Here is a 17052-nt window from a genome sequence, read left to right on the forward strand (position 1 = left end):
GCGAAAATATCACTAACATAAATTTGTTTTATTTAATTCGTTATTCAATCATTAAACTAAGAAATAAAAAATGGCAAAACAGCCATTTTTTTGAACAAATTAATTTAATCTGTTCTTTTTGTTGTGGAATCAAAACCCTCTAATTTTAGTTTAAATTCGCGCAAAACTTCATTCTTTTGATTATTAAGAATTTCAACTATTTCTTCTGGGGTTTTTCCTTCAGAAACTAGCCGTTTTCTTTCTGATTCAAGTAAAAAGTTAATAAATTCATTTGCAGCATTAATGCTTTCTTGAATATTGTTTGGATTAATATTATTTGCCAATCAAGGAAAATCAATTTGGCTATTTGAGGAAGGCAATGCCTCATAGTTATTCAATAAGTTAATACTACATTCCATTGCTATTCTATCAGTAAGTTCCTTAAATTTTTTTGAACCTAATTTAGTGTAAATTTGATATGGGTTTTTTTGAGCATACTGAACTAAATGAGTGCTACGACGCAATTTGTCCATAACATTAATATGGTCTTGCCATCCTGAATCAAAAACATTTAGGATAATATTTCTTTCTGATTTTACTAATGAAGTTAAACCATATTTTTCAATTATGTTTTGTCTTAAACGGTCATATTCCTTTTTTCAGATATTTGTTATATAATTTTTTAACTCTTCACGATCCATTTTTATAATTTCACCTGGTTCAAATTGATGCTGAGTTAATAGCATAAAATTACGATTTAGATATTCGGCAAAATTGTCAAAATCCATTGTGTCATTTTTCTTAACAAAATAAGGATTATTAACAATTTGCTTAACAGCCACATTAAACATCTTGTATATAATTGAACCCAAATCGTCTCGTTCCAAAATTAAGTCGCGTTGTTCGTATATTAGGTCACGTTGTTGTCTAATAACGTCGTCAAAATTTAAAACACTTTTACGACTATCATAGTTAAAACCCTCAATTTTCTTTTGCGCTTTTAAAAATGCTGAACGAATTAATTCACCAGGAATAGGATTTGAACCATATTCCTTAAATATTTCCTTTCATCTATCTTGAACAGAAAATCTCAAAATTAATTGGTCATCTAACGATAAAAAGAATTTAGTATAACCTATATCCCCTTGACGGCCAGAACGACCCTTAAGTTGATTATCAATACGACGTGATTCGGCTTTTTCTGTTCCTAGAACGTATAAACCGCCATGTTCAATAGCTTCTTTTGTTGGCTTAATATCCGTTCCACGTCCTGCCATATTAGTAGCAATAGTTACAGCACTTGCTTGGCCAGCCTTTGAAATAATTTCAGCTTCGCTAGCATCCTGTTTTGCGTTTAAAACAGTATGTGGTATGCCTTCTTGCAACAAATATTCATGCAGAACCTCAGAATCTTCAACTTGTGCTGTTCCAATTAAAATAGGTTGTTTACGCTGAAAGGCTCTTTTTACTTCTTTAACAACGGCCATTCATTTAGAATGCATATCAACATAAATTTCATCTTTTTCATCTTTTCTAATAACTGGTTTATTTGTTGGAACAACATTAACACGCATATTATAGATATCAATAAATTCCTTTTCTTCCGTTTTGGCAGTACCAGTCATACCGCTAATTTTTTTAAATAATCTAAAGAAATTTTGATATGTAATAGTAGCAAGTGTCTTTGTTTCTGATTCAATCTCAACTCTTTCCTTCGCTTGAATTGCTTGCTGCAAACCTTCAGAATAGGCGCGCCCTTCCATAATACGACCAGTAAACGAATCTACGAGTTCGATCTTATCATTTCTAACAATATATTCAACGTCAAGCTTCATAACTTTATGAGCTCTTAATGAATTTTGAATTCTATGAACAAGCTCCGAATTTTCAAGATCATATAGATTTCTTAAATTAAAATATTTATTTGCTTTTTCAATTCCTTCATCAGTAAGATAAACAGATTTTGTTTCTTCGTCAATAAAGTAATCATTTTGGTTTAATGTTCTTACAAATAAATCTGCAATAGTATACATTGTACTTTCTTCATGATCACCACCGGATATAATCAGTGGTGTTTTAGCTTCATCAATTAGAATAGAATCAACCTCATCCAATAAAATATAATCAAGCCCTCTTTGAACTTTTTCTTCTTTTGACATAACCATATTATCTCTTAGATAGTCAAAACCCAATTCTGAATGAACCGAATAAACAACATCACATGCATAAGCTTCTCTTTTTAAATTAGTATGCATTTGCGCTTTATTAATACCAACACTTAAACCGAGAAATTTAAAAACTTGTCCCATTTCCTCAGCATCACGTTCTGCTAAATACTCATTAACTGTCGAAACAATAACACTATTGCCACCAATAGCATTTAAATAAACGGGAGCGATAGATGTAATAGTTTTTCCCTCACCTGTTTTCATTTCTGCAACAGAACCTAAATCAAGAATAATACCACCTATCATTTGCACATCATAAGGTCTTTTGCCTAAAATTCTTTTTGTTGCTTCACGTGAAACAGCAAAAACTTCAGGTCTAATATCGTCCTGACTCTCGCCTAACCTAATTCTTTCGCGAAATTCAATTGTTTTATTTTTCAGTTCCTCATCACTTAATTTGGCAATACTTTCTTCTAATTGATTAATTTTTTTTAATGTTTGCTCTGCAATACGCATTTCAGTTGATTTGAATTTAAAAAATTTCATAATTTAATATTTTATATTAAATTTAGCAAAAAATAGACAAATTAAAACAGACCTATTATAAAGATCTGTTTTAATTAGATTTTGTATATTCTATTTTAACTCAATAATCTTAATGTGTCTTGAGTGAATATATTAGTTACACCAACAATTAAACCATAGATTATGAATCCTAGTATAACTAAACCAGCAACAACAACTGTTAAAATTCCTACAAAACTCAAAACTCTTTTTCCAACTTTTTTTGTTTTTTGTTGATCATTTATAATACTGTAATTTTTATAATCCATAGTTTATCCTTTTGTTGCATTTCCTTGTCTAGAAATAGCAGCCATAATTCTCTTTCTTAAAACAAAGTACACAATCATCATAGGCAAAATAGCTAAAATTGTAGCAGCCATTCTTACCGATAAAATTATTTGTGCTTCGCCACCATCCACTTCAACTCTACCGGTTGTAAATAATCATAAGTTAATTGGTGCATAATAACCAGCAGTTTTACCAGGTGCTGCATCTCACAATAATGCAGGTCATGTATATGAATTCCATGAAGCAAGAGCGGTCAAAATAATAACTGTTCATGTTGTGGCTTTAACCATAGGTAAAGCTACATTAAAGAAGTATTTAATTCCACTTGCCCCGTCAAGCATCGATGATTCCTTAACTGAATTTGGAATAGCTTCAAAAGCGTTTTTATACATATATGCATTAAAAATTGATGTAGCAAATGGGACAACCATTGAAATAATAATTAATGGATTTTTAGTACCGATTCAACCGGCTTTAGAAACTAACGTATATTGTAAAGACAATAAAGTAATTTCAGGAATAACTAACAATGATAATAGCATTCCGAAAAATGCATTTTTTCCTCTTCAATTTCTAAGAGATAATGCATAACCAAGTGTAGTTGCAAAGAATAATCTGACAACAACAGATAAAGCTGTAAATCCAGCTGTAAATACTAGCGCTTGTAGATAACCTTCCTGTAGTGATTGTAGGAAATTACTAAAGTAAAAACTAGTTCCCAAATTGCCGCCAAACTCTTTACCATTTGACAAGAATTTTTCATAATCAAATGGTCATCAAGCAATCTTTGAACCTGGTTGGCCATAAAATCTTGGGTCAACAAGCGATTGCTCAATCATAAAGTAAAACGGAAGAACAACTAAGAAACTAAAGAATGTTAATATAGCAATTTTAAATGATCAAGAGAATATTTTGCCTCATACATTTGTTGTTGAATAAGGCTTGGACATTAATTCTTGTTTAGATTTTAAAGCTGATTTTTCTCTTTTGTATCTCAGCTTTAAGCTTGTTGATAACATTTCTTTCTCCCAATTTAATTTTTAGTTTAAAAATTGATGATACTGATTTCTTCAATGTAAATGAAACTAAGGTACCTAGTATAAATAAGAACACTGAAGCAGCAGCGGTTCTTCCGAATTCTCCAGATTTTGTTGCTTGAAAAATGTAAAGCAATAACGTACTACCATTTTCTGTAATAGAAGCTGAGGCATCGTTATTATATAAGGCCAACGGAAAGACCTTAATACCATTAATAATTCCTATCGTAAATAAGAATGAAATTGTTTTTTGAATTGAAGGTAGGGTAATTTTAAAGAATTGAGACCCACTACTTGCGCCATCAATTGCTGACGATTTATATAAGTCAGGATTAACTGATAACATTGATGTGGTTAGAATTAACACTTGAAAGGCCAATCCTCCTCAAATCCCACGGATCAAGATCACTATAAAGGGATTTCATCTATTACCTGAACCATACAACAGTGGAAAGATAGCACCTTCACTTGTTTTACCAAAAATAGCTGAGAATGTTAGCGAAACAGCTACAGCACCAGTCATGTATGGCAAGAAGAAAACAGTTTGTCAAAAACTACGTGCATATCTTCTAATTACCGTTGTAATAGCAGAACTTATTAATATTGATATTGAAAGCCCTATTGGTAGAGCTACAACGGCATATAGCAATGAATTAACAACTGCTACATCAAATTTAGGATCATTAAAAACCCCTGCTTTTCCTTTTGTTTGATAATAATTTGCTATTGATCATCCGAATCCTCTAAATGATGTTGGGGCACGGAATGATACAATAATAACAAGAATAAATGGAATAATAATCATAAACGCCAAGGCAATTAAGGAAGGCAACATCAATAAAAATGGTTTTCAAAATGGTGTTTTAGTATTTAATATACTTAGAGCTTCCCCTGTCTTTTTGATACGATATTTTTTTCAAAAGTAAGTGTTCATTAAACTCTTTCCTTTGTATCAACATCAAACAAATGGTACAATTCTTTTCTTTTAATACTTAATCTAACGTTTTCACCAATTTCATATTTTGTTTTAGCTGAAAGGAAAACATTAGCAATCTTATCAATTGATTTTATATAAATTTGGGCTTGGATTTCTTTTCCTAGATATTCAACTAATTTAATATCACCAGTAATAATTCCGTTTTCGTCTTCAACCAACGATTCACCGCGAAACCCTAAGTCAATAGTTGCTTTTTTGTAATTTTCTGGGGCTTTAATTAATTTTTGTCCTTCGTAATATACATATCCATCTTTAATTGGTGTTTCAAAAATAGTCATTTCAGGAACACCAAGGAATTTAGCAACAAATTCATTTTTAGGCGTTAAATAAAGTTCCATTGGAGCACCAATTTGTTGAACTTTGGCAGTAGACATGCAAATAATTTTGTCACTAATAGACATAGCTTCTTCCTGATCGTGGGTAACAAAGACTGTTGTAATTCCAAGTTCTTGTTGAATAGAACGTATCCATTTTCTTGTAGAAACACGTAGCTTAGCATCAAGGTTTGATAAAGGTTCATCCAATAGAAGAATCTTTGGTTTCTTAACAATAGCTCTAGCAATAGCAACACGTTGTTGTTGCCCACCTGATAACTGCGTTGGTCTCTTACGTAAATTTTTAGTAATTTCAACTCTTTGAGCAACATCTAAAACATCTCTAATAATTGCTTCTTCTATTGTTAAAACATCTTTGCCTAAAATTCTAATTTCTTTTTGTAAATCATCCGGCAATAAAGCAATTAATTCATTTAATGACTTCTTTAAATTTCTTGTTTTTATATTATTGCTTTCTAAAATTGGAATAATTAAAGAACGAATAGCTTCTTTGTATACTGTTTCCGTCTCAATCTTCGTATGTTTTAAACGTTCCTTAATTTGCTTAATTTGCATTCCGATAGGATCGATCTTTTGAACAGCAATTTTTTCTCTCAAAATTTGTTTTGCTTCATTGACCTTTTGAGTATATTCAAGTCTACTTTCATTATATCTTTTAACATACTCATTTTTAAGATTCTTAATCTTTTCTTTAAGATGTTGTTTAATTTCTTTTCTTTTATTAGAAAATTCAACTATAATACTCTTTTGCTTTTCAAATAAATCACCACACCCTGACTTATCTCTAACCATCATAATTTCAATTTGTTCTTTAATTTCACTTATTTTTGCAGCGCGTTCAATTTCTAAGTCATTAAGTAACTTATTTGTTTCTTCCCTAACATCTTTAATATCTTTTAAAACTTTTTTAGTTAAATTAGATAAGATAGCTGTTTTTTTAGTAACAATGAAATTATAGTTATTTACTTCATTATCAATAATATTGTTATATTGTGTTTTTAACTCAGTTAAATAATTTCTTGTTTCGCGCGGATTATCAATAGTGTGGTATAGTTTTGTTCTTGTTTCAGAAATAAGTTCTTCAGAAACCCCATAGAACTTAAATATTAGTTCAAATATTTTTTGTTGAGCTAATTTTGATTTTTCAATAATTTCTTCTTTTCAGTGTTTATCATTCAATAGTGGAAATGCTATGTTATCATAAACAGTCATATGAGGGTATAAAGCGTAATTTTGGAACACTAACCCCAATTCTCTTTGTTGAGGTGAAAACTTTGTAACATCTACACCAGAGAAAAATAACTTTCCACTTGTAGGACGCAATAATCCAGAAATGGCATTCAGAGTAGTAGTTTTACCTGAACCTGAAGGGCCTAGTAATGTAACTAACTCTCCTTTTTCAATCGCAAAAGAAGCATTATCAACAGCTAGTGATTCACCAAAGTCAATGACTAAATCCTTGACTTCGATCGCAGGAACTAATTTTTTAGCCTGATAACGTTCTTGTGAAAAACCGTGAATATGGCTTTGCGTTATTTTTTTATTTTCCTTTTTCATTTATTTTACTTCTTTCTTTGATTGTTTAGTTCCTAAAAATTCAAAAATATTATTTTGTGGATTAACAAATTTTTGTTTATTTTTTTTCTCAATATTAAATGGATACATAAATTGATATGCATCATTAATCAAATCAGAGCCATGAGCTTGATATTCTTTTGACAAATCAACTGGCAATTTAAATTTAAGGTTAAGGTCTTGACCGCCGACAGAAATATTAACACCTTCTTTAGCATAAAATCCTTTATTGTTGAAATATCCGTCATTAAAAGCCCTTGCAGCATAAGGCAATAAATAAGATAATACTGCGCTCTTTTCAGTTTTTTCATAATCATTAACAAATGTTTTAAAATCTAAAGCGTCAATTCTTGGTAATGTCCAACCATTAGCCAACATTTCAATACTAAAGTTTTTTTCAAATAAATCGCCAAAGAATACATATGCAACGTATCTACTATATGAATTATTAGACCAATTATCAGATACTAGTCTTACATTTTTACCTTGAAGAATACCCTCAACATAAGCACTATCAAGATTTGATAATTTTCTTTCACGCTCTGTTGTACCCTTAGTATTTTGCTCTAAAGTATCAATTAATGGAATTCTAATCTTAATTTTTTGTCCATTCTCAAAGGTTGTTTTTGAGGTCAGATTTTTTTTGATTGTAACTTCAATAGTATCACCATCAAACACTTGAGTTACTTGCCCCTCAACAGCCCCAAAGTTTTCTCATAATGATAAAGCGATTTTTTTAGTTGTCCCTTTTTCCACATCATCAATAATTTCAGTTTCAATAACATTATCTAATGTTTTCCCAACACTGTGATAATTGCTAGGTTCAAATAAAAAAGTAGCATTTAATTTTAAATTATCATAGTATTCTTTTGTTTTTTCATTTTGACAAGAAACGGACAATAGTGGAAAGGTAAAAATTGGTGCTAATAAAAATAATTTTATTTTTTTCATTTCTTCCCTTTTGTTAAAAAAACACAAAAATTTTGTATTTTTTTATTTTGATATTATGCAAATAATTTAAGAATTTCATTAATAAAATCTTCGAATTTAACTGGTTTTTTATTTAAAACCTTGTTAACAATAGCTCTACCAGCGGAACCAATTGATTCTCTTAGTTTATCAGAAGATGTTGAATAAACGTCTTCTGCTGGTTGATATTCATTGCTGTTTGTTTGGATTTTTTTGAAGTTTTCAAACGCAATTTTTGATGCTTTATTTAAACCTTCAATATTATCTTGATTAATGTAATCTGCAGTTGGCGAAATATAGCTACCAAAGTAATTAAATGCATCAATTGGCTTAACATTTTTGTATTCAGTAGTTTTACCTTTATTTGTAAAACTTATTGATGCTATTTTTTCCTTAAACAATCATTGTACAAATAATTGGGTTGCCTTATCTTCTTTTTCATTAGCATGAATCAAAACAAGTGAAGGCCCTTGAATAAATACTGATTTTTTATCTTTAGAAGCATCTTTAACCAATGGAGTACTAATTCAATCAGCATCTTCAAAATTCAATAATTTTTCAGCAGTAAATACTAATTGTGAAATTAAACTTTTATCAACTAATACATATGAACTTCCATCATTAACAAATGTTGTACCTAATGAAACTACTTTCTTTATTTCTTCAGCACTAAGTGCAATTTTTAGTGTACTTGATAAAACTAGGTTATTGTTTTCAACGCTTCCGGCTAATAAGCGATAATCCTTATTTTTATTAAATTCATCAACTAATTTTACCCCGACTTCTTTAGATGCTAATTGTTTATCATATTGGCCAACAGTAGTACCTTGTGATAAATCATTTGCATAGATATTATTTATATGTCTTCCTGATTTGAATTTTAATACAACATCTTTACCATCTTTTTCGTCTTTATTTACAAGTTCATATAATTTTTCAACTTTATTTTTTTGATCCTTAATATAATTTATTGTTTCTGTATTACCGCTTATATATGTATGTGAGTATCCGGCTGTTGAACCAATGCTTATTGCCATATTATGTTTAGTTAATAAGCTTGAACCATAAGCTCCACCACCGCCAATTCAAACTGCTCCAGATTTAATACCATCAAAAATAGTTTTTGTTATTTTTTTAAATAATTCATTTTGGAATGTGCCATTTTGTTTAAATGATTCATAATCATATCCACCAGTAAGATCATGACCTGATGAAGGATTAATATATTGTTCACTTACATTACCCTTAGTGATAGCAACATTCATAACATTAACAACTGATGCTAATGAGTCAATGCCTAAAATAGGTTTATTTAAATCATTTGGATATAATTTTTTGGCAGCAATAGCAAATTTAATTAACTTATCATATTCTTGAAAAATTGAGTCATCAAGTGTTAAATTTAGTTCTAAGATACTTTTTTTAGCAGCTTGCATATCAGTAGCTTTGCTCTTTGCTCACTCAGTGTCTACGTAATTAGCATCACTCTTTGATGTCTTGTCATAATAATCAATGTATTCTTTAACTTTTTTGGTTGAAGCATCTTCGCCCATTTTTACACCAGCATCTTTTAATTCTTTTAATAATTTACCTAAAAGAACTTTATTAACTGATTGCATTTCAGAAGATCTTGAAAATGGAACTACTCATTTTTCTTTTGATTCTAGATTACCACCAATTTCATCATTAACATGCTTAAATGCTTCGGCAATATTCAAATTTTCATAAACATCATTTGGTAAAGCCAAATTCATGTCCAACTTTGCCAATATAGATGCAGCAGTTGGGTAGTTAATCATTATATTTCAAAATTCTTTTGTTTCTTTTGCACTTAATTTAGTTTCTAAGGCATTTGTTGAATAACCATTTGGTGTAAAAACGATTTCAACAGGTAAATAACCATTTTCAGTCTTTTTAGCTTGTTCTTCAGCTGAACCAGATTTTAATCATTTGTTAAATTCACTAACAATAGTTTTTAATCCAATACCTTGAACATTATTTTCAGAAAAACCAGTAGCAATTTTTAATTTGCCATCATAAACTTGGTCATATCTAGCACTAGAATGTGAAGGACCACATGATGCTAAAAACATAGGGACTGCAAAAAGTGATAAACCACTTAATGAGAATAAAATTTTATTACTTCTTTTCATTATTTATCCTTTCATTTTTTTACTTAAAAACAAAAAACAATAACGATCAGAAAACTAATCGTTATTGTTCAGTTGTGAAATGTGAGTTTTGATTTGTGTAATTCACAATATAAATTTTACTACTTTTTAAATTTTATTAATTTAATAAAAGCGACGGATTTTTATCAATTCATTCGATTTTAAACCCAAAAATAGTGTTTAAATTGCTAAGAAACTTATGCAAATTAATTTTAAAATATATTATTTTTTCTAGGTTTTGGCTAGTTTAACATTTTTTGAACTATATTTCTTTACAAATGTTCTTAATTTTATTAACGAATGATTTAATGATGATCTTGACTTATAAATTTTTTTATTAGCCAATAGTTCCACCAGGTTAGATAGACTACTATCAAGATTATTTTTTTTAATTTTAAAGAAAGCTAATTCCTGCTTAGTAAAAAGAAATGTTAGGTTATTTTTTTGTACAAAATCATAGTTTTCTAAAAACTGGATATTAGCATTAGCAATTCGTTGTTGATTATATATATCAAAGTTTGTAATGCGATTTATATTATTAAAATAATCTCGTTCAATTTTATATTCTTCAAGTTGATAATATGAATTAACCGTTTCAATGGCTTTCAAAAAATCACAAATATGTTCAATTTTTTTTAAATAAATTAAAAATTTATTTTCTCTTTTTAATAATTTAAATTCAAGATTATATTTATTTAGTATAGTCAAACATTGTAGAGCATTATCAAAATTATAAAACTTCAATTCAAGATGATTTGAAGAACTCTCAAAATTTGAGACTGAGCCAGATGCTAAAAAGATGCCAGAAAAATATTCACGTTCATATTTTAATTTTCCGTTATAAAAATCTGCAATTTTAATAACAAACTCATTTTTTCTTTCTAAAAAATAAGGAATTGATTGTTCTACTAAAAGCTGCTTAATAAATTCAAATATTATTTTATTATTAATGATTAATTTAAAAGCATTTTCTTCTATTTTTGACGTAGCAAAAACACCACTTAACAAGTTTAATTTATCTTGTTTTTTTAATGGTCTATTTATAATTTCTTCTTTGATTGTTTGAGTAAACGTTTTATTTCCCATAAGTTTATTTTAGTTATATTATATTAACACATTTTTAAATAAATAAAATATGTCCTTTATTGTGGAACATATTTTATTTAAAATTATTTTATTTCTTTTAATTGTGGAAATAAGAGAATTTCTCTAATTGAATCATTTTGAGTTAGAAGCATTACCAAACGGTCGATCCCAATTCCGCAGCCACCTGTTGGCGGAAGACCATATTCTAAAGCGTTAACAAAATCTCAATCAATTTCGTTTGCTTCTTCATTACCGTTTTCTCTTTCCTCAAGTTGGGACTCAAATCTTTCTAGCTGATCAATAGGATCTGAAAGCTCAGTAAACATATTAGCAAATTCTTTGGTTCCAATAAATAATTCTGCTCTTTGAGTAAAACGGTCATCATCTAATTCTTTAAATGCTAAGGGGCTAATCTCAATGGGATGGCCATAAACAAATGTAGGTTGTATTAATGTTTCTTCGATATATTTCTCAAATAGTTCATTAATAACGTGACCTAACTTATAATATTTTTGCGTCTTGATTCCATGTTGTTTAGCTAATTCAAGGGCCTGAGCATCACTTAAATTACGGACATTAATTCCTATTTTTTGCGAAACGGCATCAACCATATTAATCTTTGCAAAAGGGTATTTAAATTCTATTTCATAGCCGTTAAATTTAACATTTTTAATATTTAACTTTGTGGTTAAGTGTTTAAATACGCCTTCCGTTCTTTCCATCATTCCTCACATATCTGAATATGCTTCATAAAATTCAATTGAGGTAAATTCAGGATTGTGTGTACTATCAACCCCTTCATTACGGAAAATACGTCCAATTTCATAAACTCTTTCCAGACCACCAACAATACATTTTTTTAATGGCAATTCTGTGGCTATTCTTAAATAGAATTCACGGTTTAAAGCATTATAAAATGTTTTAAAAGGTCTAGCTGCAGCTCCACCTAATATTGGTTGCAATACAGGAGTGTCAACTTCGAGATAATCTAAATTATCAAAAAATTCACGTACACCTTTAATAATTTTGGTTCTTAAGATAAAAGTATTTTTTGATTCTTCATTAACTATTGTATCAACATAACGATGTCTACGTCTTTCTTCTGCATCAACTAAACCATGGTATTTATCAGGCAATGGTTTTAATGACTTTGTTAATAAAACAAGTTTTGAGGCCTTGATCATTAATGCTTCAGTATGGGTTTTAGAGATAAATCCCTCAACACTAATAATGTCACCTAGATCTAATTGTTTTAAAACTTCTTGAGAAAATTCATCTAATATTTTTTTATCAATATAAATTTGCATTTTACCATTGCGGTCCTGTAATACTAAAAAAGGACCACGTTGAGCGACAACCCTACCATTAAAAACAACAAATTTATTTTCAGCATCAATTGCTTCTCTTGTTTTGCTTTCATACAATTTCATTATTTCTTGCGATGAAATAGTTGGTCTAATAGTTGAATTAAATGCTCTAATATTTTTTTGCGCTAAGATTGAAATTTTGTTTCTTCTTATTTGTTCTTGTTCTGAATATTTTCTTTCCATAAATTTATATAATCTTTCAAAATAATATCCTAATCGTAATAAGGAATGATGTGAATATGTGTTCTAAAAATTGCTTGTCCAGCAGCTTCATTATTATTTATAACTAATTTGAAACCAGAAGCATTAAGCTTATCTGTTTGCAATAAAGCTAATTTTCTAGCTTTTTTGACCAATTTAACCAAGTCTTCTTCTTCAATATCATATAAGTTTTGCGAAAACTCTTTTGGTACAACCAAGAAATGGCCTTTTTCTACTGGATCAATATCTAGAAAAGCAATAACATCAGCATCCTCATAAATAATTGTTGCGGGTATTTCTCTATCAATAATTCTCTGGAATGTATCTTTTTCCATAATTTTCTTTTTTTAAATTAATCCTTCCACTTTAAATAATTCTAAAACAATTGGGTTTAGCTCTGTTAACTTAAATCCTAGATTGTCTATTATATATTTATTAGCCTCTCTAAACAAAGTGTTTCCTTTTGAGACAACAATATAGTTAGCAATAATACTTTGTTGCGTTGCATCATTTCATGGGGTATTTTCAAAAGTAAAAATTTTCTTATCAACAATTTCATTTTTTAGATTTTTTACTTTTTTAGATAAATATAATGGTGCTAATTTAATTACATATGAAGCATCAATTTTTTTATCATTAATAACATCGATAAATGTTGGATACTTATCTAGGTTATAATCATTTGCATTAGTTTGGTCTATAAATTTCTTATCCTTATATTCTAATTCAGCACTAAAATCGTAATAATGTCTCGATCCAAGTTCCTTAATACTTAATCTCATTGGCGCTCTTAGAATTTGACCACTAAAAGTTATCGAGTCTTTTAATTCAAACATAAGGGTATATTTTTTGCTTTCTAAAGTTATTTCTTTAGTAAATACTTTTTCATTATCATTTTGTCTTGTAAGGCCTTCAAATTCAATATCCTTAGCATTAAATACTTTTAAATTTTCTTCCTTATCTTGTTTAGATTTAAGTGATGCTGTGGCCTTAATTTTTGGTAACTTCTTTTCTTGAGCAAGAATTTTTGCTAATTTAAAATAGTCCTGGTCTAATACTTTTTTAGTTTTTGGATCTACAAAACCAAAAACAGGTGAAGTAAATTTTTTGGCTGTGTAAAATGAGTTTGATAAATCGCCTGTTGTTTCTGAATTAGCAACAATTCCGTTAAATGCTCTTAATGTTTTAAGTTCAAATCCTTCTGAAGCACCAGTTTTTAAAATATATTCGGGATATTTGGCAACCGGATTGTAATCATACTGTTGAGTTTTTTTAGGATTATATGATGCTAGATTGTTAAAATCGTTAAAGGTTGAAATATTTGCCTTACCAATTCTTAAATTCATATCTTTTGTATCAGTAAATGATCATCTTTGGATAAGGGGGTTTTCAAGAAGATACTTAATTAAATAAAGATTATTACTTGAAAAATCAAGGGCATCATAAATATCTTTTTTTAACAATGTAGTTGAATCTTTCTTTATTTCCTCTTCAAGACTTACTTGATATTTATCTAGGCCATTTTGATTAACGGATAGTTTTTTAAACTCATCTCTTGATTTTAATAGATAAATTTTAGAAACTAGCATTTTTTCTAACTCTAATCTAAGATTTTCCTGCAAGAACTTAGAGTTCTTCATTAAAAATATAAATTCATCTTCTCTAGGAATATTTTCAGGGGCTGGATTATAGGTGCTAGTATCAATATTTAATCGAATAAAATCATGTTTTAGATTTCAAAACTTTTGAGCATCAGTATTTAGTGAAACAGAGGCATAATATTTAAATAAGTCATATAAATCTTTATGAAGTTGATTATTTTTATTTTCAATCGCAGAAGCAATTTTGTCTTTTTGATTAATATTTTTTAAATCATTAACATAAAATTTTTCAAGATATGTATCAACAACTGATAAAATCATTTGATTCTTTGATGTTTGCTGTTTTAAAAAACCTGATTGATAACCCGGGGTTTCAGCATTATTTTGTGATTTATTATTTGCACATGATACTAGTAATGGAACACCAGAAAATATTAGAGGTGATAAACTAAGTAATACTTTTGAAAGTTTTTTCATTTTTTTCCTTTCCTTATAAAAACTTTTCTATTCTAAAACATATTTAACTATGATGTCAAATAAATAAGAAATAATATCTTTATTATCATGTGGTTTAATTATAAATTTATTTGTATTTGTATCATATTCGAAGTCAGCTACAAGATTATCATTAATTTGTTTCTTAATAAAATCTTTTATTTGACCATATTTTTTATTTACAATAGTTGCCTTATTTGTTTGTTCTAGTGTTGAAATATAGTTTAAAGCTCCTTTAATATCTGCATCATCAAAGTTTTTTTCTTTATCCGAATCAATAGGAGTAAATTTTTGTTGTTTTAAATATTCTTTGAATGTATCTTGTGAAAGAAGATCGTTAATTTGATATGTAGTATCTAATATATCGGCAAAAATAGTATTTAAATTGAACAATTCACTAGTAAATGTATTTTTGTAATTTGCTTTTGATTTAATTGCTAAATCTTTAACAATTAATTTTTGAACAGCTTCCACTGTATCAAACTTGTGTAAATTTTGAATTAATATTCCTTTTGGAGATACTGAAACAAAATTTTCCCCGACCTTGTAAATAGCGTTAATTTTATTGTCCTTATTACCATTCACAAATACATCTTTAAATGCATTACCAAATAATTTGTTAAATTCTTTATCTTCAAGGTTATTAATTATTTTCTCAACTTCGTTATTATACTTAGCATATTCCTCAACGTAATCAGCTTTTTTTTCTTTTGAAGTAGGTTCCGTATTCAATGCACTCTCAAGTTTTTTCTTAAAATCTGTTTCAAGATTATTATAACCACTAAGCGATTTTAAAACCTCAATTAGCTTTTTCTTTAAATCCTTAAACAAATCATTCTTTTGAGTATATTTATAAATACCTTTATCAGTTTGTGCGTCACCTAGTAAAATTGATAGTAGCCCAAAGTATGAAGATGGTTCACTTGAAGAAATTGCTTGTTTTAAATTAACAAAACCCTTTGATCCAAATTTTGAAGCATTTGCCTTATCGGCTGATAAATATTCAATTAATGTCTGGTCATTTTTTGCATGTCTTTCATCATCTGAAGTAATGTTATCGTTTTTTATTAATGTGCTAAATCCTCTAAAATCATTTAATGCATCAATTGCAAGTTTTAATTTATTGTGAGTATCATTTTCCGGATATGCTGAAAACTTAAGAAGATTAATTATTTCAGCCTTTGTTACAATCCATGGTTTTTCAGCACCAGTTGTATCTTGATGAGCAGATAATGAAAATTCTGATAAAATGGCTTGTTTTCTGTCGATTCATGGCTTGATAAATCTTTCAGGATTTCTAAATTCCTTAACAAATGATGTTGTAACAAACATCGGAATTTTGATTGAAGCTTGTGAATTTGTTTGTGACTCAATTGAATCCTCTGCTGGCAATACATAATTTTTGTTTTCATGAGCAAAAGGCAAAAATATTTTTTGGCCTTTTTTAGCTATTTCAACTCTTTTGCCATTGTATTCATAAAAAACATCTTTATTGGCTAGGATACCATTTTTTAATTCATTGTATGTTCAATCAGTATTAACTTCGGTTTTATATCTACGATAAGCATTTTTGTTGATTTCTAAATTAACTCGGTATTCCAAAGCTTGTTTCTCATTTTTTGATGATCCTCATGATGGCTTCGAAATCTCTTCTAAGAATTTTTCTTCTCATTTTTGTTCAAGGCCATATTGCTTTTGATACTGTCTTTTTAAATCATCAATTTCTTTTTGCACTTTTTCTTTAATTTTATCAATCGAATCTAGGGCAAAAGATTTTTCATCTGTTTTTGCTTTGTCGGCATTATAAACTGCTTGATATCATAAAGAAGCCTCATACTCTTTCTCATAAAGATATTTGGCAATGTTTTTTTCAATAGAATCAAAAATATTTTTGTTTTTATTTGTTAGAGTAGGATTTTTGTCTAGCTCGCCATATGTTAAAGTTTTAATAGAACCATCTGGTTGAATGATTTTAATAATTGAGCTTTTTTCATCCAATATTGGAGTTGGAGCAGGTAGGGCCTTCGAAGCTTGAACAAGTGGAATAGAAATACCAGCTGCTAAAACAGCTGAAATGGCGGTTGCTCAAAAAGTTCCTCAAATGACCTTTTTTCTCTTAGCTTTTTGTTCAGTGGTTATTTGTTTTTTAAATTTTTCTGACATATTTGCCTTTCATTCTGAATATAGTAATGTACAAATAAAAATATTCATATTTAATT

General features: G+C 28.7%; 12 protein-coding genes. All 12 read right to left on the reverse strand.

What is annotated here, in order from left to right; translation table 4 throughout:
- Positions 1 to 104: 104 nt before the first annotated feature.
- Complete coding sequence (gene secA, locus ACWXVM_RS00255; protein WP_455993652.1) at positions 105 to 2693, reverse strand: preprotein translocase subunit SecA; 2589 nt, start codon at positions 2691 to 2693, stop codon at positions 105 to 107.
- Positions 2694 to 2788: 95 nt separating this feature from the next.
- Entirely contained in the window at positions 2789 to 2980 is a 192-nt protein-coding gene (locus tag ACWXVM_RS00260; RefSeq protein ID WP_438340334.1) for a hypothetical protein, read from the reverse strand.
- 3 nt (positions 2981 to 2983) lie between these two features.
- Positions 2984 to 4018 (reverse strand): carbohydrate ABC transporter permease, encoded by a 1035-nt coding sequence (locus tag ACWXVM_RS00265; protein WP_455993653.1) that lies wholly within the window; start codon positions 4016 to 4018, stop codon positions 2984 to 2986.
- Positions 3960 to 4970, reverse strand: a complete 1011-nt coding sequence (locus ACWXVM_RS00270) for a carbohydrate ABC transporter permease (protein ID WP_455993655.1) — start codon at positions 4968 to 4970, stop codon at positions 3960 to 3962. The genes ACWXVM_RS00265 and ACWXVM_RS00270 overlap by 59 nt, the downstream gene beginning before the upstream one ends.
- Entirely contained in the window at positions 4970 to 6925 is a 1956-nt protein-coding gene (locus ACWXVM_RS00275; RefSeq protein WP_455993657.1) for an ATP-binding cassette domain-containing protein, read from the reverse strand. The genes ACWXVM_RS00270 and ACWXVM_RS00275 overlap by 1 nt, the downstream gene beginning before the upstream one ends.
- Positions 6926 to 7894, reverse strand: coding sequence for a thermonuclease family protein (locus ACWXVM_RS00280; protein WP_455993659.1), 969 nt, complete (start codon positions 7892 to 7894; stop codon positions 6926 to 6928).
- Between the two features lie 53 nt (positions 7895 to 7947).
- The gene (locus ACWXVM_RS00285) at positions 7948 to 10065 is read right to left on the reverse strand and encodes a P68 family surface lipoprotein (RefSeq protein ID WP_455993661.1); all 2118 of its coding nucleotides are present in this window, start codon (positions 10063 to 10065) and stop codon (positions 7948 to 7950) included.
- A 249-nt stretch (positions 10066 to 10314) separates the two neighbouring features.
- Entirely contained in the window at positions 10315 to 11169 is an 855-nt protein-coding gene (gene whiA / locus ACWXVM_RS00290; RefSeq protein ID WP_455993663.1) for a DNA-binding protein WhiA, read from the reverse strand.
- Between the two features lie 83 nt (positions 11170 to 11252).
- Positions 11253 to 12719: a lysine--tRNA ligase gene (gene lysS / locus ACWXVM_RS00295; RefSeq protein ID WP_455993666.1), complete on the reverse strand. Its 1467-nt coding sequence runs from the start codon at positions 12717 to 12719 to the stop codon at positions 11253 to 11255.
- A 29-nt stretch (positions 12720 to 12748) separates the two neighbouring features.
- On the reverse strand, positions 12749 to 13072 hold the full coding sequence (hinT, locus tag ACWXVM_RS00300; RefSeq protein WP_438340342.1) for a histidine triad protein HinT: 324 nt from the start codon (positions 13070 to 13072) through the stop codon (positions 12749 to 12751).
- 12 nt (positions 13073 to 13084) lie between these two features.
- Positions 13085 to 14815 carry a HinT-interacting membrane complex lipoprotein P60 gene (locus ACWXVM_RS00305; protein ID WP_455993668.1) on the reverse strand — a complete coding sequence of 577 codons (1731 nt, stop codon included), beginning with the start codon at positions 14813 to 14815 and terminating at the stop codon, positions 13085 to 13087.
- A 27-nt stretch (positions 14816 to 14842) separates the two neighbouring features.
- Complete coding sequence (locus ACWXVM_RS00310) at positions 14843 to 16996, reverse strand: HinT-interacting membrane complex protein P80 (RefSeq protein WP_455993670.1); 2154 nt, start codon at positions 16994 to 16996, stop codon at positions 14843 to 14845.
- Between the last annotated feature and the right edge of the window lie 56 nt (positions 16997 to 17052).

The organism is Mycoplasma sp. 2261 (genome assembly GCF_053851575.1).